Genomic DNA, 19,910 nt, shown 5'->3' on the forward strand with positions numbered 1-19,910 from the left:
ACGCGCGACGCAGAAGCAGCAGCAGACCGTTGCCGATATTGCTAGCGCAGATTCGTATTCGCCAGTTCCACCACCTCATCGCCACGCCCGTTGAGCACCGCACGCAACATATACAGACTGAAGCCCTTGGCCTGCGCCCACTGGATCTTCGGCGGCATGGCGAGCTCGTGCTTTGCCGTGACGACGTCGATCACCGCCGGGCCGGGATGCGCGAACGCATCACGCAAGGCGTCGCCAATTGCTTCGGAATCCTCCACACGTACGCTATAGATGCCAGCACCTTTCGCAATAGCGGAGAAATCGGTGGCACTGAGGTCCGTGCCGCTATCGAGGTAACCGCCAGCCTTCATCTCCATGGCCACGAAGCCCAGCGAACTGTTGTTGTACACGACCACCTTGATCGGCAGATCGAGTTGTCGTGCCGTCAGCAGATCGCCGAGCAGCATCGAGAGGCCGCCGTCGCCCGATAGCGAGATCACCTGCCGATCCGGCTGCGCGGCTTTGGCGCCGAGCGCCTGCGGCATGGCGTTCGCCATCGAGCCGTGATTGAACGAGCCGTGCAAAGTGCGCTTGCCATTCATCGTCAGATAGCGGGCGGCCCACAGGGTCGGCGTGCCGACGTCGACGGTGAACACCGCATCCTCGTCGGCGATCTCATCGACGATGCTCGTCAGGTATTGCGGATGAATGGGCTTGCCGGGATCGGATGGCCGCGCGAGGTCGTCGAGGGTGAGCCGCGCGGCAAAGTAATGGGTGCGGGCCCGCTCGATAAAGTCGCGATCGGTCTTGCGGGTGAGCTTCGGCAACAGCGCTTGCAGGGTAGGCTTGATGTCGCCGACTAAACCCATCTTCAATGGCGTACGTTTGCCGAGCGTGCTACCCCGGCGATCGATCTGCACTACATTGCCATGCGACGGATAAAAGTTGCGATACGGAAAATCCGTGCCGAGCATGACAAGCGTATCGGACGACATCATGGCGTAGTAGCCCGAGCTAAAACCGATCAGGCCCGTCATACCGACATCGTACGGATTATCCCATTCGACGTACTGTTTGCCGCGCAACGCATGGACGGTCGGCGCGCCGAGCGCGTCGGCCAGTGCGACCACTTCGTCGTGCGCCCCTGCGCAACCGCTGCCGCACAACAGCGTGACGCCTTCGGCCTGGTTCAGCAGCTCGGCGAGTCTGTCTATATCCGCAGCGGCAGGCAACAGCGTGGCAGGCTCCAACGTGCCCGCCCATGCCGGCACTTCGTCGAGTGCTTCGCCGAGCGCCACATCGCCGGGCAAAACGATCACGGCCACGCCCTGCTGTTCGATCGCCGTGTGCATCGCGGTGGCCAGAACGCGTGGGAACTGCGACGGGTTCGTCAGGAGTTCGACGTAGTGACTGCACTCCTTGAAGAGTTCCTGCGGATGAGTCTCCTGAAAGTAACCGAGGCCAATTTCCGATGACGGAATATGCGCCGCGATGGCGAGCACAGGTTGATGGTTGCGATGGCAGTCGTACAGGCCGTTGATCAGATGCAGATTGCCGGGACCGCAACTGCCGGCGCAGACCGCGAGCTTGCCGGTAGCGGCGGCATCGGCACCTGCAGCGAAGGCGGCGACCTCTTCGTGGCGGGTGTGCATCCAGCGGATCGAACCTAGGCGGTAGAGGCTGTCGGACAGGCCATTCAGGCTGTCGCCGGTCACACCCCAGATACGTTCGACTCCAGCCGCGTGAAGCGTTTTTGCCAGGAAGTCTGCAATAGTCTGTTTGCTCATGCTCTGCTCCGCAAAAGAAGAGAGAAGTGCACGCGGATGTCATGAGTCGACGTTGCCGCTCCGTGACATCGCATGGGCTGGGTGACGCAACTGACAGGATAGCTGTCGTGGGCCGATCGTGCAGTCAATCGCCCGATTGCAGGTCACGCCGCGGCCCCGTCGGGAACCGCTTCTAGTCGCGCCGCTGGCGACCCCACTATGATCAGCGCCTGCGCCAGAAACGCAACGACTGCCATTACCAGACACGCCTCCATACCCGAATGCCCGCTGACCGCGGCACCCAGCAATGCGCCGAGCGGTCGCGCGCCATAGGTCGCCGTGCTGTTGATCGCCGAGACACGTCCCATCATTCCATCAGGCGTGATGGCCTGGCGCAAGGTCGTCGAGCCGACCACCCAGAGAATCGGCACCACGCCGAGCAGAAAGAAGCTTGGCATTGCCAACCAGAGCGACGGTACGGCCAGCGTTGCCACCATCACCAGAGAAGCGAGCAGTCCGCAAAAAGGACCAACCGTCAGCACGCGCCCGAACCCCTCACGGCGCATACGAGGACGCCATCCCACTCTCGAGCCCGTGATCGAGCGTGGTGCGAATAATCGACAACCCGCGCAGCAGCGCGTCGTGCGAAGTAGCGCCTGTCATGCAAACCCGAATTGCATGCGGCGCCGCGTTACGCCCAATCACAAAACTGTCGGCAGTCTTAACCAGCACACCCTCGTGCCGCAACGCCGCCGCAAACTCCGCGGCACGCCACGGTTCGGGCAACGGCAGCCACAGATGCGAACTCGTCGCCGCATGCCGGTAGGCGACCCCCTCGAGCACTTCGTTCGCCACCTCGTGCTGCGTTTCGATATGCGCGCGCTGCAAGCCATTCAACCGCTCCATCTCGCCGTTTTCAATCCAGCGCGACACCACTTCGGCCATCAACGGCGCGGTCATCCAGCAGTCGCTGCGAATCACCGCCGCGATCTTCGAACACCACGCAGGCGGCGCTTGCAGATAGCCCACCCGCAACCCGGGCGCCACTGACTTCGACAGGCCCGCGATCAGAAACGATTGATCTGGCAGACGCGTCGAAAGTGGTTCGGGCGGCGCCTCGAGCAACATCGCCGGCACCAGGTCTTCGATCAGCAGCACGCCGTGCCGCTGCAAGATATCGGCGACGGCATCGCGCCGCTCGCTCGACATCGTCGCGGTGGTCGGATTGTGGATGGTGGGTACGCAAAAAATCGCGCGCGGGTGCAGCGACTTGCACGCGAGTTCGAGCGCGGCGGGCACAAGACCCTCGGCGTCGATTTCGACGCCGACGAGGTGCAGCCGCAGTTGCCGCGCCAACGCAATGATCCCAGGATAGCTGACCACTTCGGCCAGCACGGTATCGCCCGGCCGGGCGACCGCGCGCAACACCGACGCCAACGCATGCTGCGCGCCCTGCGTAACCAGCACGCGCGACGCGCTCGCCGGACTGCCGGCGCGCCCCAGCCATGCCGCACCCGCCAGACGATGCCGCATCGAGCCTGCTTCGGGCGCGTATTGCAGCAGCTCGGCGGCAAGGCGTTCGTCGTTGGCAATTTCGCGCAGCGTGACGCATAGCGCTGTTGCTTCGCCCGTCGATTGCGGCACGTTCTGCCCGAGATCGATCAAGGCCGGCGCGGGTGGCATCCCAGGACGCAGCGTGCCACGCGTCGTCGTGCCCGACGACATCTCACGAGCCCGCGCCTGCGCCACATATGTGCCGTCGCCGACGCGCGCATTCGCCAGCCCCTGCCGCTCCAGCTCGGCATAGGCGCGGCTGATCGTGCCGGTGGTGACGTGCAATTCGCTGGCGAGCGAGCGGTGCGGCGGCAGCTTTTCGCCCGCTGGTAGCTGGCCGTTGAGAATGGCCTGCGCGAAAGCTCGCGCAATGACCTGATATTTTGGATCGCTGCCCGCTTCGATCCTGGGCAGCCACGCGTTCATCGCCATAGCGACGGTCTCCTTCCTGTTCCCTTCCCGCTGGCATCGAGGCCATGGGTGTCATTCGCATCATACGCATTCAATCGCACGACATTGCATGCAGTCATTTATTTTAATTGAAGCGATTGAGTTGCTCGTGCCACCTCCATAGCATGACGTCATTCCTAATCCAATCGTGCCGCCTCATGCGGCATTGCGGCATTCGTCCCAGGAACGCCCATGAGTTTTGAGACACCTCGCATTAGCCGGATTGAGATCACGCACCACCAGCTGGAGCTCGATCCGCCGTTCCCCGCTTCCTGGGATAGCCAGCCGCGGCGCAAATTTCCCGCGACCATCGTGCGCGTACATGACGACGCTGGCCACGTGGGCATCGGCTCCGGCGATGCGATGTACGGCTTCGCGGACTACCAGCACCTGTTCGTCGGTACCGATCCGCTCGCTCTCGGGCGTCATAGCGCCGTGCTGGACAACATCGGCTTTCATGCGGGACGCCCGTGGCCACTCGATATCGCGCTATGGGATCTGGCCGGCAAGATTCGCGGCGAACCCTGCTGGAAGATGATGGGCGGCCGCAGCAACCGGATCCGCGCGTACGCTTCGGGCGGCGTGCACCGGCATCCGGACGACATGGCGAAGATGGCGCTGCAGGTCGTCGAACGCGGTTTCCCGGCGCTGAAAATCCGCTTCGGCCGTCCAAGCCTCGCCGACGATTTCGAAGCGCTCGCTGCAGTACGCGATGCGGTAGGCGACCGTCTTGAACTGATGGTGGACTGCAACCAGGGCTGGCGCATGCCGTGGGACACAGCGGCACCCTGGACGGTGAACGAAGCGCTCGAAGTCGCCCGCGAGCTCGAAAAACACGGCGTCTACTGGATGGAAGAGCCGCTGCATCGCGGCGACTACGACGGCCATGTCGAACTGCGCCGCAGCACCGGCATGCGCATCGCCGGTGGCGAGATGACCCGCGAGCGCTACGAGTTCGATCAGCTGCTCGCACGCGATTGCCTCGACGTGTTTCAACCCGACGTCGCCTGTTCACTCGGCATGGAAGGCCTGCGCAAGCTCGCGCAAGCCGTCGAAGCGCGCGGCAAGGTGTTCACGCCGCATACGTGGGGCAACGGTATCGGACTCGCGGCCAATCTTCATCTGACGGCGGGCGCCGCGTCGGCGCCTTTCATCGAGTTTCCCTACGACCCGCCGGAATGGTCGATCGAGCGCCGCGATTTCATGCTGATGCAACCGATCGACGTCGACAGCGAAGGCTGGCTCACGCTTTCTGACGAACCGGGTCTCGGTCTCGCGCTCGACGAGGCCGTGCTCGCCGCAACGCAAAGTTCTCGAAGTACCTACGCCTGACGCCTCTGCCGAGGCACAAACTAAAAACCGACGCAACTACGTTGCATGGGACCGGAGTAAGCGCTGAAGCGCCAACTCCGGTCGACATTGGAGACAAACAATGCTGATGAAAACCTGGATACGCACAGCCTGCGTGGCACTCGCCGCGGGCGCCCTCTTCCCGGCCGCCGCGCACGCGGGCACCTGGTGCTCGAGTGGCAAGACCGTCCGCTTTGCGGGCGTCACCTGGGAAAGCGGTTCGTTCACCTCGGAAGTGCTGCGCTATATCGCCGAGAAAGGCTACGGCTGCAAAACGGATACCGTGCCGGGCAGCACCGCCGCGACCGAAACGGCCCTCGCGCGTAATGATCTGCAGGTCTGGGGCGAACAGTGGACGGGCCGCTCGGAGATCATCGCCAAGGGCGTCGCGGACGGTCAGGTCAAGCTGGTCGGCGATACGCTGCCGGGCGGCACCAACGAAGGCTGGTACGTGCCGGAATACGTCGTCAAGGGCGACCCGGCACGCGGCATCAAACCGGTCGCACCGAACCTGACTTCGGTCGCCGATCTGCCGAAATACAAGGATCTCTTTGAGGACGACGAAGAACCGGGCAAGGGCCGCTTCCTGAATTGTCCGGCCGGCTGGGACTGCGAACGCGTGAACACGCGTCTGCTGAAAGTGCTCAAGCTCGACGACAGCTACACGAACTTCCGCCCAGGCACCGGTGCGGCGCTCGACGCGGCCATCTCGTCCGCATATCAGCGTGGCAAGCCGATCCTGTTCTACTACTGGGAACCGGCAGCGCTGATGGCCAAATATAAGTTCGTGCAACTGAAGATGCCGCCGTTCAACGCCGATTGCTGGAAGACGCTGCGTGCCGATACCAGCACCTCGCAGTGCGCGTCGTCGTATCTGGTGTCGCATCTGAAGGTCGGTGTGTCGACGCCGTTCTATCAAGCTGAGCCTGAAATGATGGCGGCCTTTGGCAAGGTCAGCTTCTCGATGGACTTCCTGAACCAGACCATCCTCGAGATGACCAGCAAGAAGATCGACGGTCCGACGATGGCCAGGCAGTTCCTCCACGACCATCCGGAGATGTGGAAACCGTGGGTCCCGAACGACGTGGCCCAGAAAGTCCAGGCCTCGCTCACAGGCGCCTGATTCTCCGACGAAGTCACGACGCTTTGCGCTGAACGGCTGACGCACTGCGCCACCCGTTCACGCGCATCGGAGGTTTGATCATGCATTCGTTTTTTCTGCATCTGTCGATCGCCGACTGGGTGAACGATGTCGTTCAGGCGTTCGTCACCGCGCACGGTGACAGCTTCCACAACTTCAGCATCGCACTGCTGCGCTATCTGCTGGTGCCGCTCGAAGGCGCGCTGAGGGCTACGCCCGCGTGGCTGATCCTGCTCGCGGTCGGCGCGATCACGTGGAATGCGACGCGGCGTCTGCCGATTGCTGCGTTCTTCGTACTACTGCTTTATGCAATCGGCTGCTTCGGGCTGTGGGACAAGCTGATGGAGACGCTCGCGCTGATGCTGGTCGCGACCGTGCTGTCGGTCGTGCTCGGTGTGCCGCTCGGCATCTTCACGTCGCGCAGTGCGTTGCTAAGGCGGGTTCTGCTGCCGGTGCTCGACATCATGCAGACGCTGCCGAGCTTCGTGTACCTGATCCCCGTGCTGATGCTGTTCGGCCTCGGCAAGGTGCCGGCGATTCTCGCCACCATCATTTACGCGTTGCCGCCGCTGATCCGTCTGACCGATCTCGGCATCCGTCACGTGGATTCCGATGTGGTCGAGGCCGCCCGCGCCTTCGGCACCACGCGCTGGCAGTTGCTGGTCAATGTGCAGTTGCCGCTCGCGCGGCCGAGCATCATGGCCGGCATCAACCAGACGACGATGATGGCGCTGTCGATGGTGGTGATCGCCTCGATGATCGGCGCACGCGGACTCGGCGAAGACGTGCTGGCGGGCATCCAGACGCTCGATGTCGGCAAGGGCACGCAGGCGGGTATTGCGATCGTGATTCTGGCGATCGTGATCGACCGTATCAGCCAGGGTTATGGACAGGACCGCCGCACGCGTCGACTGCTGGCGCTGCGCCGCAGGGCGAGGGCGGTGTCGCGGTTGCCGTACAAGGCCGCGGCAACCGAAGCCGGTACGGACAGCGCAGATGGCCACGGCGAAGCGGCTCAGAGCGGGCTCGAAACCCGTACGGCGAAGTAGTCGTCAGGACAGCACGACGGTATGAAGGAGACAGACATGGCAGCGATAGAAGTAAAGCACGTGTACAAGCTGTTCGGCCCCGATACCAGCCACGCGCGCGTGCTCGACCTGCTCAGGAGCGGCAAGGGCAAGGCCGACGTGCTCGCGCAGACCGGCTGCAACGTCGGCCTGAACGATGTGAGCCTGAACATCGGCTCGGGCGAGATCTACGTGATCATGGGCCTCTCGGGCTCCGGCAAGTCGACGCTCGTGCGTCACTTCAACCGGCTGATCGAACCGACCGCGGGCGAGATCGTGATCGACGGCTCGGACGTCATCAAGCTCAACCCGCAGGGCTTGCGCGAGTTGCGCCGTTACAAGGTCAGCATGGTGTTCCAGAACTTCGGCCTGCTGCCGCACCAGACTGTGCTCGACAACACCGCCTACGCGCTGCGCACGCGTGGCGAGGGCAAAGCCCAGGCCAACGAGAAGGCACGCACGTGGCTCGGCAAGGTGGGCCTCGACGGCTACGGCGAGCACTATCCCGACGAACTCTCGGGCGGCATGCGTCAGCGCGTGGGGCTCGCCCGGGCGCTTGCCGCCGACACCAACGTGCTGCTGATGGACGAAGCGTTCTCCGCGCTCGATCCGCTGATCCGCACCGAAATGCAGGACCAGTTGCTGCAGTTGCAGGCGACGCTGAACAAGACCATCGTGTTCATCACGCACGATCTGGACGAGGCGCTGCGCATCGGCAACCGCATCGCGATCCTGCGTGACGGCACGCTGGTGCAGGAAGGCACGCCGGATGAGATCCTGACGCGCCCGGCCGACGACTATGTGCGGCGTTTTGTGGAGCGGCGCGCAGGCGTGCAGTGAAGATAAAGCTGTCGCTCAGGGTAGCGACGGGCGACGGGTAGAATGCACGCGAATATACGCGAGGCGGCGAACCACACGGTCTGCCGCCAGCATGTCGCCCTGCCGTTCTCTCGTCCTCATGAATCTCGAAAGCGTTCTCTTCACCCAGGGTTTCGGTTCACGACGTCAATGCCGCACGCTGATCGCCGACGGACGCGTGACGATCGACGGTGCTGTACACGCCGATCCCGATGCCGATGTCTCAACCGAGGCGCTCACCTTCAGCGTCGACGGCGTCGCCTGGCCGTATCGCGAGCATGCTTACCTGCTGCTCAACAAACCCGCCGGCTACGAATGCTCGCGCGAGCCGCAGCATCATCTGAGCGTGTTCAACCTGCTGCCGCCGCAATTCGCCGAGCGCGGCGTGCAATGCGTCGGCCGGCTCGATCAGGACACGACCGGCCTGCTGCTCCTCTCCGACGACGGCAAGTTCGTGCATGCCTTCACCTCGCCCAAACGCAAGGTACCCAAGGTCTACCTTGCGACCACGCGCCATCCGCTCGACGAGGCGCAACTCAGCGCGCTGCGCGAGGGTGTGCTGCTGCATGGAGAGCCTAAACCGATTGCCGCCGTCGCCGCGAACGCGCGCAGCGAGCACGCACTCGAACTGACCGTGCTCGAAGGCAAGTACCACCAGGTCAAGCGCATGGTCGCCGCGGCCGGCAACCGCGTCGAGGCGTTGCATCGCGAACGGATTGGCGGCCTCGGCTTGCCCGCGACGCTGGCAGCCGGCGCATGGCAATGGCTCGACGACGCCGACCTCGGATCTTTACGGAGCGGGTAAACAGGTAATCGCGAGCCAATCGCACGGTCCTGGGCCGCAAAGCCCCGTGGCATCGGGCACCCTGCGCGTGCTGGCGCACACACGGCCATCGATACCGCCCCTTTTGCGCTGCGTCGCAGCATGCCCTTCTGAAAAAGTCGCTCTATACTCGATTAAACAACGACTACAAAGGTTTCAGGGAGGTGTGCCATGGTCATCAACTCTTCATTCGAGATGCCGGCCGCGCTGTTTGGTTTGATTTGTATCGCGGCGGTCCTGGTCGCCGCTGTGCTGGTCGTGATACGCCTGCGGCACAAGTATCATCCAAGCCTGATCGGCGCTTTGATCGGCGCGGTATTGTGCTTCCTGCTGCTCGAAGCACTACCGGCTCTCACCTGAGCCGCAGAAAATCCGCGACCGTCGGATAGCGCAGTTGCACGCGCAACTCGCGCTTCATCCGCTCGTTCGCAAGACGCCGCGATTCACGCATGAACGACAGCAGCATCGGCTCGATCTCTGCTTCGGCCTGCGCACGTGTGATGCGCGGTGCGCGCTCGAGTCCGTATGCGTCGGCCACCAGATCGAAATACTCGCCCATTTTCAAGGTCGTATCGTCCGACGCGTGGATTACCCGTCCGCGCCGCCCGAGTCTCGTCATGCGTACCAGAATCGCGGCGAGATCGTCGGCGTGGATATGGTTGGTGTAGACGTCATCGGCATCCACCAGCGCGGGCGTGCGCTTTTCGAGCCGCACCAGCGGCAGTCGATCGCCCGCATAGATCCCGGGAATGCGCGCGATGCTCGCGGCGAACGTGCCGCGGGCGGTGGCTCGCCGCAATTGCCACTCAGCGGAGACGCGCCGTTTCGCACGTGCGTTGGCCGGTCGCACCGTGCGCGTTTCGTCGATCAGCGCGCCGCCACAATCACCGTACACCCCGGTCGTGCTGGCGTAAACGATACGCACGGGTGGCCGCGCAGCGGCGGAGCGCCCTACCCCGTCGGGTACAATATCGGCTGCTTCCCGCTCCATCCATGCACCGCGAAGATGGCGCAGACGCGCTACCGGCGCCACGGCACTGCGTGCGGGCCGGATGCGGCGCGCGCTCAGGGCGCCAAGCAATGCGCGCGTGCGGCGGTCGTCATCGCCGGTTTTTTGCGGCGGGGCCAGATGCAGCACGGTCGGCGCGAGGCCCGCGAGCCGCTTCAGACTGCGGCGGCTGTCGAGATCGCCGATGATTGGCGTCACGCCCGCTGCGCGCAATTCGGCGCCACGGGCCGGCTGGGTGGTCAGCGCAAACACATGCGCGCGTGGCTGCAAGAGCGCGACGCAACGCATGCCGACATCGCCGCAGCCCACAATGAGCACGCGCGGGCGGCACAAGTTTCGTGTGGCTTTCATGGTGGACGCATTGTAGCCGTCAAGGGCGGCTCGCACCGATTACCGACTCTCAGAACTCGAACACGCTATGGCATTTAATGTAACGCTCCGGCAAAGCGGCCGGCAGTTTCAGGTAGAACCCGATGAACCCGTGCTGATCGCGGCTCTGCGCCAGGGCATCGGCCTGCCGTACGGCTGCAAGAACGGCGCCTGCGGCTCCTGCAAAGGCACCGTGGTCAGCGGCGAAGTCGAACAGCGCCAGCATTCTTCGTCGGCGCTCTCGAACGACGAAAAGACCCGCGGCATGGCGCTCTTCTGCTGCGCCACACCGTGCACCGATCTCGAGATCGACATCCGCGAAGTCGCCGGTGTCGGCGACGTGCAGGTCAAGAAGCTGCCGTGCCGCGTGAACGCCATCGAGCGCAAGGCCGACGACGTCGTCGTGCTGAAGCTGCAGTTGCCGGCCAACGAGCGTCTGCAATACCTCGCCGGCCAGTACCTCGAATTCATCCTGAAAGACGGCAAGCGCCGCAGCTACTCGATGGCGAATGCGCCGCACGTGGAAGGCCCGATCGAACTGCATATCCGCCATATGCCCGGCGGCGCGTTCACCGATCACGTCTTTACCGCCATGAAAGAGCGCGACATCCTGCGCTTCGAGGCGCCGCTCGGCACCTTCTTCCTGCGTGAAGATTCGGCCAAGCCGATCGTGCTGCTCGCCTCCGGCACCGGCTTTGCACCGCTGAAGGCGATCGTCGAACACGCGGTCTTTAAGAACCTCGACCGGCCCATGACGCTGTACTGGGGCGCGCGCCGCAAGAAAGACCTGTACCTGCTGGAGCTGGCCGAGCAATGGGCGCGCGAAATCCCGAACTTCAAGTTCGTGCCCGTCCTCTCCGAGCCGGACCCGAGCGACGCGTGGACCGGCCGCACTGGCTTCGTTCATCGCAGCGTCATCGAAGACCTGCCAGACTTGTCGGGTTATCAGGTGTACGCCTGCGGCGCACCGGTGATGGTCGAGTCGGCGCAGCGCGATTTCACGCAGCACCACGGCCTGCCGGAAGACGAGTTTTATGCGGATTCCTTCACGAGCGCAGCCGACCTCGCGAACCCGGTTTAACCAGTGAACGTAGCTCGGCGAACCCTCGCCCGTAGTAACTCCGAGGCGGGTTTGCTGTCTGTGGCGGGACAAAAAAATCCGCCACAGACGAAATTCATGGTTTACACCGGCGCTCGCGTTGTCGTATTCTTTCGCGCATGAACCGCATCCAGTCCGAACTCCGACGTCGCCGCTCGCTGCTCCCTTAGGGACGCCGCCGGCTTTGTCACGGATTCGCGCCAGACAGGCGCATGTAGTTCGAATCATGAAAGCCACGGCATGCCGTGGCTTTTTGTTTTCTTCGTCCCTTTTTACTGTTCCTTCACCCCTGCAACGCCCGGAGCCTGCCGCCATGAATTTCAATGAGTATCCCGTCGAGTCGCTGATGTACATCACCAACCGGCCCGAGATCGTTTTCACGCACGGCAAGGGCTCGTGGATCTACGACAACACCGGCAAGCGATACCTCGATTTCATCCAGGGCTGGGCCGTCAACAGCCTCGGGCACTGCAACGAAGGCATGATCGAAGCGCTGAACAAGCAGGCGCAATTGCTGATCAACCCGTCGCCGGCGTTCTATAACGGCCCAATGGCCCAGCTCGCGCAACTGCTCACCGAGCATAGCTGCTTCGACAAGGTGTTCTTTACGAACAGCGGTGCGGAAGCCAATGAAGGCGCAATCAAGCTCGCCCGCAAGTGGGGCAAGAAACACAAGGACGGCGCCTTCGAGATCATCACGTTCGACCACAGCTTCCACGGCCGTACGCTCGCCACCATGTCGGCAAGCGGCAAGCCGGGCTGGGACACGATCTACGCGCCGCAGGTGCCGGGTTTCCCGAAGGCGGATCTGAACGATATCGCGTCGGTGGAGAAGCTCATCAACGGCAAGACCGTGGCGGTCATGCTCGAACCGATCCAGGGCGAAGGCGGCGTGATTCCCGCAACGCGCGAATTCATGCAGCAACTGCGCACGTTGACGCAGAAGCACAACCTCCTGCTGATCGTCGACGAAGTGCAAAGCGGCTGCGGCCGTGCCGGCACGCTGTTCGCGTATGAACTGTCGGGCATCGAGCCCGACATCATGACGCTCGGCAAGGGGATTGGCGGCGGCGTGCCGCTCGCGGCGCTGCTTTGCACGGCGGCGGTCGAAGTGTTCGAAGCGGGCGACCAGGGCGGTACCTACAACGGCAATCCGCTGATGACGGCGGTTGGCTACTCGGTGATCTCGCAACTGACGGCGCCAGGCTTCCTAGAAAGCGTGCGGGCACGCGGCGAATATCTGCGCGCCAAGCTGCTTGAACTGTCGGAAGAGCGCGGCTTTGAAGGCGAACGCGGTGAAGGGCTGCTTCGCGCGCTGCTGCTCGGCAAGGACATCGGCAACCAGATCGTCGAGAAGGCGCGCAACCTGCAACCGGACGGCCTGCTGCTGAACGCAGCGCGTCCGAACCTGCTGCGCTTCATGCCGGCCCTGAACGTGACCAACGAAGAAATCGACCAGATGATGGCAATGCTGCGGTCGATTCTCGACACCCTGTAATTCGCCCGGAGTACATATGACGGTAACCACGACCACACCGCTCGCGATCCGCTGCTTCGAAGCCGGCGATACCGATGTCGTGGTCGCGTTGTGGCAAGAAGCGTTTCCCGAGTACCGGGACGTGACGAGGCCGCAGCGCAACCCGCATCTGTCGATCGCCAACAAGATGACGACGCAGCCGGAACTGTTCTTTGTCGCCGAGATCGACGCACGTGTGGTCGGCACGGTGATGGCGGGCTATGACGGCCATCGCGGCTGGATGTATTCGCTCGCGGTGGATACGGCGTATCGACGGCATGGCATCGGCAAGCGGCTGGTCGCGCATGCGGAGGCGGCGCTAACCGCGCGTGGCTGTCCGAAGGTGAATCTGCAGGTGCTCTCGGCGAAGCAAGAGATCCGCGAGTTTTATGAGGCGCTTGGGTATCGGGCGGATGCTGTGATCAGTATGGGCAAACGGCTGGGTGAATTCGCTGACGCCGCCGCGCCGGTGTTGCCAGCGGAGACGACGTCACCATCCGCTGCTTAGTGCCGGCTGGATAACCGTCCGCGTCACACTCGTCACCCTCGTGCACTCGCCCGGCGAGGCGCGTCGGAAATAACAAAGGCCGCATGCACCAAACGATGCATGCGGCCTTTTTCTTGCGCAGGTCAGAATGGTTATTTCATCCACTCTTTCCGTTCAGCGTTTATTCACCGAGGTAAGCAGCGCGCACCTTCGGATCGTCGAGCATCTGCTTCGCGTCACCGGACATCGTCACCAGCCCCGAGTCCATCACGTAGCCACGATTCGCCGCCTGCAGTGCGAGACGTGCGTTCTGCTCGACCAGCAGCACGGTCATGCCTTCAGCCGAAATCGCCCGCACCACTTCGAAGATCTTCTCGACCATGATCGGCGAGAGACCCATCGACGGCTCGTCGAGCAACAACAGCTTAGGCTTGCTGATGATCGCGCGCGCCATGGCCAGCATCTGCTGCTCGCCGCCCGACAACGTGCCCGCGTACTGCGTGGCGCGTTCCTTCAGACGCGGGAAGAAGCCGAACATGCGGTCCACGTCTGCCTTGATGGCGTCCGTGTCGTTACGCAGATACGCACCCATCTGCATGTTTTCGATAATCGACATGCGCGCGAAGATGCCGCGGCCTTCCGGCACCATCGCCAGACCGCGCTTCAGCAGTTCATGCGCGGGCAGGCCCTTGATCGATTCGCCCATGTACTCGATATCGCCCGCACCGTACGCCTTCAGACCCGTGATCGCCTTCATCGTCGTGGTCTTGCCCGCACCGTTCGCGCCGATCAGCGTGACGAGCTCGCCCTGGGCAACTTCGAGGTCGATACCCTTGACTGCCTGAATGCCGCCGTAATTGACCTGCAGGCCCTTGATTTTCAACATTGCCGTAGCCATCAGTGGACCCCCGCACCCAGATAAGCCTCAATCACCTTCGGGTCCTTCTGCACGTCTTGCGGCAGACCCTGGGCAATCACCTTGCCGTAATCGAGCACTGTCATGTTGTTGCACAGGCCCATCACGAGCTTCACGTCGTGCTCGATCAGCAGGATCGTCTTGCCGTCCCCGCGGATCTTGTCGAGCAGCTTGGTGAGTTCGACCTTCTCCGTCGCGTTCATACCGGCGGCCGGTTCGTCGAGCGCGAGCAGCTTCGGATCGGTTGCCAATGCACGTGCAATCTCGAGACGGCGCTGGTGGCCGTACGACAGGTTGCGCGACGTGTAGTCCGCGTATTGCAGCACGCCGACATACTCCAGCAGTTCGAGCGCGCGTTCCTTGATCTCGCGCTCTTCCTTGCGTTCCGACGGCGTCTGGAACACTGCGCCAATCAGACCGTGCTTCGTGCGCACGTGACGGCCCACCATCACGTTTTCCAGTGCAGTCATACCGCCAAACAGACGAATGTTCTGGAACGTGCGGGCGATGCCGGCCTTCGCGACCTGGTACACCGCGGTCGGCGTGTAGCTTTCACCGTCCAGGCGGAAGTCGCCCGAATCCGGCGTGTACAGCCCCGTGATCACATTGAAGAACGTGGTCTTGCCAGCGCCGTTCGGACCGATCAGGCCGTAGATTTCGCCCGCCTTGATTTCAAGGCCAACGTCCGACAATGCCTGCAGGCCGCCGAAGCGCTTGTTCACGCCTTTGACGGACAGGCGGATGTTGTTGTCACTCATAGAATTCTCCGTTGTCGACCAGAGTTGGCGCTTTAGCGCTTACTCTGGTCCCATGCAGGGCACTCGCCCTGCGCAGCCTCAGGCGCGCACCGGCTTCTTGCTGTTGCGCTTCGCGATTTTCGCAATCTTGTCCTCGTGCTTCGGTGCGGGCCACAGGCCTTCCGAGCGGTACAGCATGATGAGAACCATCGCGAGACCGTACAGCAACTGACGGATCACTTCGGTATCCACAATTTCGTGGCCGAAGATGGCGTTTTGCAGCGGACCCATTGTCGAACGAAGGAATTCCGGGAACACGGCGAGCAGCACCGCACCGAGAATCACGCCCGGGATATGGCCCATGCCGCCCAGCACCACGCAGGCCAGCACCACGACCGATTCCCAGAAGGTGAACGATTCCGGCGACACGAAGCCCTGGAAGCCGCCGAACATCGCGCCCGACAGGCCGCCAAACGACGCGCCCATCGCAAACGCCAGCAGCTTCACGTTCCGGGTGTTGATGCCCATGGCCTTGGCGGCGATTTCGTCCTCGCGGATCGCGGCCCACGCACGGCCGATACGCGAGTGCTGCAGACGCGTACAGACCCAGATCACCAGCAGCGCACACAGCACGAACAGGTAGTAGTACATGTACACCGTCGTGAACTGGAAGCCGAGGAACGTGTGAGTCTGCGCGAGGCTAAAGCCGCCCACGCTCACCGGATCGATCCCCGTGATCCCCTGCGGACCGTTGGTGATGTTCACCGGACGGTCGAGGTTGTTCATGAAGATCCGCACGATTTCCCCGAAGCCCAACGTCACGATGGCGAGGTAATCGCCACGCAGACGCAGCGTCGGTGCACCGAGCAGCACGCCGAACATCGCGGCGAGTGCCATGGCGATCGGCACGATGATCCAGAACGGCGTATGCAGTCCATGCGGGAACATTGCGCCGATCCACGCGAATTGCGTGGACAGGTGCGGCGAAGACAGCAGAGCCGTGGTGTAGGCGCCGATCGCGTAGAACGCGATGTAGCCCAGGTCCAGCAGGCCGGCGAAGCCGACCACCACGTTAAGACCCAGCGCCAGCATCACGTAGAGCATGGCGAAGTCGAGCACCCGCACCCAGTAGTTGCCGCCGGCTGCACCGATAATCATCGGCGCAACGATGACCAGTACTGCGGTGATGATGCCGACCGTCAGTGTCTTCGTCTTGTTCTTCTCGGGGATGAGCGTCGTGGACGGCTCGATCGGTTGAATTGAGGTCATGTTATTTGCTCCTTATGGCCCAGGTCAGGCGCGATCTGCGACACGTTCGCCAAGCAGGCCCGACGGACGGAACACCAGCACGACGATCAGCACAATGAAGGCGAACACGTCCTGGTAGTTACTGCCGAACACGCCACCCGTGAGGTTGCCGATGTAGCCCGCACCCAGCTGCTCGATCAGGCCGAGCACAACGCCACCGACCATCGCACCGCCGAGATTGCCGATACCGCCGAGCACCGCCGCAGTAAAGGCCTTCAGACCGGGGATGAAGCCCATGTAGAAGTGAGCGTTGCCGTACTCGGAGGCGATCATGACGCCGGCCAGCGCAGCGAGTGCGGAGCCGATCATGAAGGTTGCCGAGATCACGAAGTTCGGGTTCACGCCCATCAGGCTCGCGACGTTCGGATTCTCGGCAATCGCGCGCATCGCACGGCCGAGCCTCGTCTTGTGCACGAGCAGCAGCAGCCCGCCCATCACCAGGAACGCGACCACGATGATGACGATTTCAGTCATCGAGATCACGGCGCCCGGGTTGTTCGGTCCGGCCTGGATCACGTTGATCGGATCGGTAGGCAGCAGCTGCGGGAACGGCAGCGGATTGCGCGACCAGATCATCATGGCGAGCGTCTGCAGCAGGATCGACACGCCGATGGCGGTAATCAGCGGAGCCAGACGCGGCGCGCGACGCAGCGGCCGGTAGGCCACCCGCTCGATCGTGTAGCCGACTACAGAGCACACGACAGCTGCGATGATCAACCCGATGATGAGCGTCGGCACATGGCCTAGCCCCGGAAAGTGGTTCTGCAGCACGCCTATGGCTGAAAGCGCAACCATCGCGCCCACCATCAACACATCGCCGTGCGCGAAGTTGATGATGCCCAGGATGCCGTAAACCATCGTATAGCCCAGTGCGATGATGGCGTAAACGCTGCCAAGCACCAGTCCGTTGAGGATCTGCTGGATGAAGATATCCATTTAATGCTCCTTAGCCCGTGCGACTGGATTCGTGTTCGTCATCATCGGTGGGCGGTGATGCTTCACACAAATCGCAACGGCACTGCGGGTACTGATGTAAAAGACCGGTAAGGGTTATCCGCCACCGGCTTGTCTTGCGACCGGAATACAGTCGCCGGCTCGCCGGAAACGGATGCAAAAACGACACCATGGGTGGGCCAGGGTGCCGTCAGGCTGTACGTCCCGTCATTACATCTCTACGGCGTCGAGGACCGCAGCTTCGCTGTCCTTGAAGTCGTAAAGCGTAATAGCGCCTTCTTTCAAATCACCCTTGTCGTCGAATGCGATGGGTCCGGTTACGCGGTCGTAACCGGGGGACGGCATCGCAGCCAGCACCTCGGGCGCATCGATTGAGTGGGCGCGCTTGATTGCTTCGACGTTCGCGTACAAAGCGTCATACGTGAACGGCGCGTCACTCTGCACCGGTGTGTCGGAACGGCCTTCATGCTTCTTCTCGAAGTCCGCTCCTTTGGCCATGTCCGAAGGCGCGAATGCCGCCTTCGGGCTAACCGGGTTTTGCATGGCGAATCTCGCCAGCTCCCCCACCTTGTCGGTCCACACACCGTCGCCGCCAAGGATTTTTGCCCTGATACCGGGCATGGCCGCCTGCTTCTTCAGCGGTCCGCCCGTCGCGTTCATACCGCCGGACCCGATCAGGTCCGGCTGAACGCACTTCATTCTGGTGAGAAAGGCCGGGACATCCGCGACCTGGTCATTCGCTGCTTCCCCGGCAACGACTTTTGCGCCGCTCGCGCGAGCGGTCTTCGCGAGCTCGCCCGCGAGCCATTTGCCAATGGCGGGCGCAGATGCGTCATTCATCTGCGCGATACGCTTCGCGGCCAGCTGCGGCCGGATCTTCCGGCCGTCGAGCGTCGACCCCTGCGTGGTGATGTCCTCAAGCAGCAATCGCGCCCCGTTTTCGTTGTGTTTGCCGCAACCGGCAATACGCGGTCAACTTCGCAACCTTGGCCGCGCAGGACGCGGCGTAAGCAAACTTGACTCGCATTAGATAGGTCTCCAGCGCCTTGCTAAATTCAGTGTCCGACGGCCAGAGGCCTTGAGAACGCGCGCATTGTAACTCCAATTATGCGATGGGCAATATTGTTGAAACGGCAGGGTTTTCCTGCATTGCAACCTCATTTTGCGACTAATAATCAGTAAGGGGCGCAACCCGGTTGCGACATTTTTTCGTGCATCAGTTGCACCAAGCTAGACACAGGCAGCATCAAGTGTTGCGGCAATCGCGGTCAAGCCCCGGTTTCACAGCGCTGAGCGATAAGTACGACTTTTTAATATCTCAGCCCCCATACGCACAATGCTAGTGCATCAAAATTATGAGATGTCGGATATCAATAGAAAAAGCGGGGACCGATCACGTCCAGACCAATAAAATAAAATCGCTGGGAGGCAAAAAATTTTCATTCTGCGCGTCGCAAACGGGTCTATTTATGTGATGTGACACTTATTTAAAAGGCGCGGTTCGCAGACTGCGGAAATGAAAAAGCGCGCCATGGGCGCGCTTTTCTGATGAGACGGCAGGAATGGGTCAGGCAGGCAAACCGAGGCCGCGCGGTAGCGGAAACGCGATATTTTCCTCAATACCTTCGAGCGCACGCACGTTGCGCACACCCAGTTCGCGCAAACGGGCAATGACCGCCTGCGCCAACACTTCGGGCGCCGAAGCGCCTGCCGTAACGCCAATGCGGCGCTTGCCGACGATCCAGGCCGGGTCGATCTGGTCGGGTGAATCGACCATATAGGAGGGAATACCGCGCTTCTCGGCGACTTCACGCAGGCGATTCGAGTTGGAGCTGTTCGGACTACCCACCACGATCACCACGTCGCATTGTGGCGCCATGAACTTGACCGCGTCCTGGCGGTTCTGCGTGGCATAGCAGATGTCCTGCTTTTTCGGCTCGCGAATCTGCGGATATTTCGCCTTGAGCGCAGCGATGATCTCGGCGGCATCGTCAACCGACAAGGTGGTTTGGGTGACGAAGGCAATCCGCTCGGGATCTTCGAGCGAAAGTTTCTGCACGTCGCCGATATCCTCGACAAGATACATGCCCTCGCCCGTCTGCCCCATCGTGCCCTCAACCTCCGGATGCCCCTTGTGGCCGATCATCACAATGTCGAAGCCCTCCTGACGCATCTTCGCCACCTCGATGTGCACCTTGGTGACAAGCGGACAGGTCGCGTCATACACGCGCAGGCCACGCGATTCGGCTTCGGCGCGAACCGTCTTGGAAACACCGTGCGCACTGAAAATGACGGTGTTGCCGGCCGGCACTTCCTCTAACTGCTCGATGAAGATCGCGCCCTTCTTGCGCAAATCCTCGACAACGTAAGCGTTGTGAACAATTTCGTGGCGCACGTAGATGGGCGAACCGTGCAGCTTGATCGCGCGTTCGACGATTTCGATTGCCCGATCGACACCCGCGCAGAACCCTCGCGGTTGCGCCAGCAGGATCTCGGCTTCAGTCACAGTCGTATCCGTGGTGCTCAT

18 protein-coding genes and 1 pseudogene are annotated in these 19,910 nt (G+C 62.3%); 9 read left to right on the forward strand and 10 right to left on the reverse strand.

Annotated elements, in window-relative coordinates; translation table 11 throughout:
- Positions 1-41: 41 nt before the first annotated feature.
- The 3 genes and pseudogenes from poxB to P3T17_RS25040 all read right to left on the reverse strand — a co-directional run bounded on the left by poxB (position 42) and on the right by P3T17_RS25040 (position 3,731).
- Positions 42-1,766 carry a ubiquinone-dependent pyruvate dehydrogenase gene (gene poxB / locus P3T17_RS25030; RefSeq protein ID WP_429409249.1) on the reverse strand — a complete coding sequence of 575 codons (1,725 nt, stop codon included), beginning with the start codon at positions 1,764-1,766 and terminating at the stop codon, positions 42-44.
- A 143-nt stretch (positions 1,767-1,909) separates the two neighbouring features.
- Positions 1,910-2,308 (reverse strand): annotated as a pseudogene (locus tag P3T17_RS25035) (MFS transporter); the annotation flags it as partial.
- Positions 2,301-3,731 (reverse strand): PLP-dependent aminotransferase family protein, encoded by a 1,431-nt coding sequence (locus P3T17_RS25040; protein ID WP_429409250.1) that lies wholly within the window; start codon positions 3,729-3,731, stop codon positions 2,301-2,303. The pseudogene P3T17_RS25035 and the gene P3T17_RS25040, both read right to left, overlap by 8 nt.
- 210 nt (positions 3,732-3,941) lie before the next feature.
- On the opposite strand from P3T17_RS25040, the gene P3T17_RS25045 reads away from it, so the two are divergent.
- The 6 genes from P3T17_RS25045 to P3T17_RS25070 all read left to right on the forward strand — a co-directional run bounded on the left by P3T17_RS25045 (position 3,942) and on the right by P3T17_RS25070 (position 9,348).
- Positions 3,942-5,081 (forward strand): mandelate racemase/muconate lactonizing enzyme family protein, encoded by a 1,140-nt coding sequence (locus P3T17_RS25045; protein WP_429409251.1) that lies wholly within the window; start codon positions 3,942-3,944, stop codon positions 5,079-5,081.
- A gap of 100 nt (positions 5,082-5,181) precedes the next feature.
- Positions 5,182-6,222, forward strand: coding sequence for an ABC transporter substrate-binding protein (locus P3T17_RS25050; protein ID WP_429409252.1), 1,041 nt, complete (start codon positions 5,182-5,184; stop codon positions 6,220-6,222).
- Positions 6,223-6,302: 80 nt separating this feature from the next.
- Positions 6,303-7,289: an ABC transporter permease gene (locus tag P3T17_RS25055; protein WP_429409253.1), complete on the forward strand. Its 987-nt coding sequence runs from the start codon at positions 6,303-6,305 to the stop codon at positions 7,287-7,289.
- Positions 7,290-7,325: 36 nt separating this feature from the next.
- Complete coding sequence (locus P3T17_RS25060; RefSeq protein ID WP_429409254.1) at positions 7,326-8,147, forward strand: quaternary amine ABC transporter ATP-binding protein; 822 nt, start codon at positions 7,326-7,328, stop codon at positions 8,145-8,147.
- A 118-nt stretch (positions 8,148-8,265) separates the two neighbouring features.
- A complete protein-coding gene (locus tag P3T17_RS25065) occupies positions 8,266-8,970 on the forward strand; it encodes a pseudouridine synthase (RefSeq protein WP_429409255.1) in 705 nt (234 codons plus the stop codon).
- 189 nt (positions 8,971-9,159) lie between these two features.
- Positions 9,160-9,348 (forward strand): hypothetical protein, encoded by a 189-nt coding sequence (locus P3T17_RS25070; RefSeq protein WP_074263569.1) that lies wholly within the window; start codon positions 9,160-9,162, stop codon positions 9,346-9,348.
- Here the strand turns inward: P3T17_RS25070 and P3T17_RS25075 are convergent.
- Complete coding sequence (locus tag P3T17_RS25075; protein ID WP_429409256.1) at positions 9,341-10,348, reverse strand: NAD-binding protein; 1,008 nt, start codon at positions 10,346-10,348, stop codon at positions 9,341-9,343. The two genes, P3T17_RS25070 and P3T17_RS25075, sit on opposite strands and share 8 nt — an antisense overlap.
- A 67-nt stretch (positions 10,349-10,415) precedes the next feature.
- Here P3T17_RS25075 and P3T17_RS25080 point away from each other — a divergent pair, with 67 nt between their 5' ends.
- The 3 genes from P3T17_RS25080 to P3T17_RS25090 all read left to right on the forward strand — a co-directional run bounded on the left by P3T17_RS25080 (position 10,416) and on the right by P3T17_RS25090 (position 13,489).
- Positions 10,416-11,447: a CDP-6-deoxy-delta-3,4-glucoseen reductase gene (locus P3T17_RS25080; protein WP_074263567.1), complete on the forward strand. Its 1,032-nt coding sequence runs from the start codon at positions 10,416-10,418 to the stop codon at positions 11,445-11,447.
- A gap of 331 nt (positions 11,448-11,778) precedes the next feature.
- Positions 11,779-12,963 carry an acetylornithine transaminase gene (locus P3T17_RS25085; protein ID WP_429409257.1) on the forward strand — a complete coding sequence of 395 codons (1,185 nt, stop codon included), beginning with the start codon at positions 11,779-11,781 and terminating at the stop codon, positions 12,961-12,963.
- 16 nt (positions 12,964-12,979) lie between these two features.
- Positions 12,980-13,489: a GNAT family acetyltransferase gene (locus P3T17_RS25090; RefSeq protein ID WP_074263565.1), complete on the forward strand. Its 510-nt coding sequence runs from the start codon at positions 12,980-12,982 to the stop codon at positions 13,487-13,489.
- Between the two features lie 160 nt (positions 13,490-13,649).
- Here P3T17_RS25090 and P3T17_RS25095 read toward each other — a convergent pair whose 3' ends face one another.
- The 6 genes from P3T17_RS25095 to ispH form a co-directional block, all read right to left on the reverse strand.
- A complete protein-coding gene (locus P3T17_RS25095) occupies positions 13,650-14,366 on the reverse strand; it encodes an ABC transporter ATP-binding protein (RefSeq protein ID WP_074263564.1) in 717 nt (238 codons plus the stop codon).
- A complete protein-coding gene (locus tag P3T17_RS25100) occupies positions 14,366-15,142 on the reverse strand; it encodes an ABC transporter ATP-binding protein (protein WP_074263563.1) in 777 nt (258 codons plus the stop codon). Before P3T17_RS25100 ends, P3T17_RS25095 begins: the two co-directional genes overlap by 1 nt.
- A 78-nt stretch (positions 15,143-15,220) precedes the next feature.
- Positions 15,221-16,390 carry an ABC transporter permease subunit gene (locus P3T17_RS25105; protein ID WP_074263562.1) on the reverse strand — a complete coding sequence of 390 codons (1,170 nt, stop codon included), beginning with the start codon at positions 16,388-16,390 and terminating at the stop codon, positions 15,221-15,223.
- Positions 16,391-16,414: 24 nt separating this feature from the next.
- Positions 16,415-17,365: a branched-chain amino acid ABC transporter permease gene (locus tag P3T17_RS25110; protein ID WP_074263561.1), complete on the reverse strand. Its 951-nt coding sequence runs from the start codon at positions 17,363-17,365 to the stop codon at positions 16,415-16,417.
- A gap of 228 nt (positions 17,366-17,593) precedes the next feature.
- Positions 17,594-18,310 (reverse strand): ABC transporter substrate-binding protein, encoded by a 717-nt coding sequence (locus P3T17_RS25115; protein ID WP_429409258.1) that lies wholly within the window; start codon positions 18,308-18,310, stop codon positions 17,594-17,596.
- Positions 18,311-18,950: 640 nt separating this feature from the next.
- Complete coding sequence (gene ispH / locus P3T17_RS25120) at positions 18,951-19,910, reverse strand: 4-hydroxy-3-methylbut-2-enyl diphosphate reductase (RefSeq protein ID WP_074263559.1); 960 nt, start codon at positions 19,908-19,910, stop codon at positions 18,951-18,953.

This window comes from Paraburkholderia sp. GAS82 (assembly GCF_050436285.1).
Lineage (GTDB): Bacteria > Pseudomonadota > Gammaproteobacteria > Burkholderiales > Burkholderiaceae > Paraburkholderia > Paraburkholderia phenazinium_B.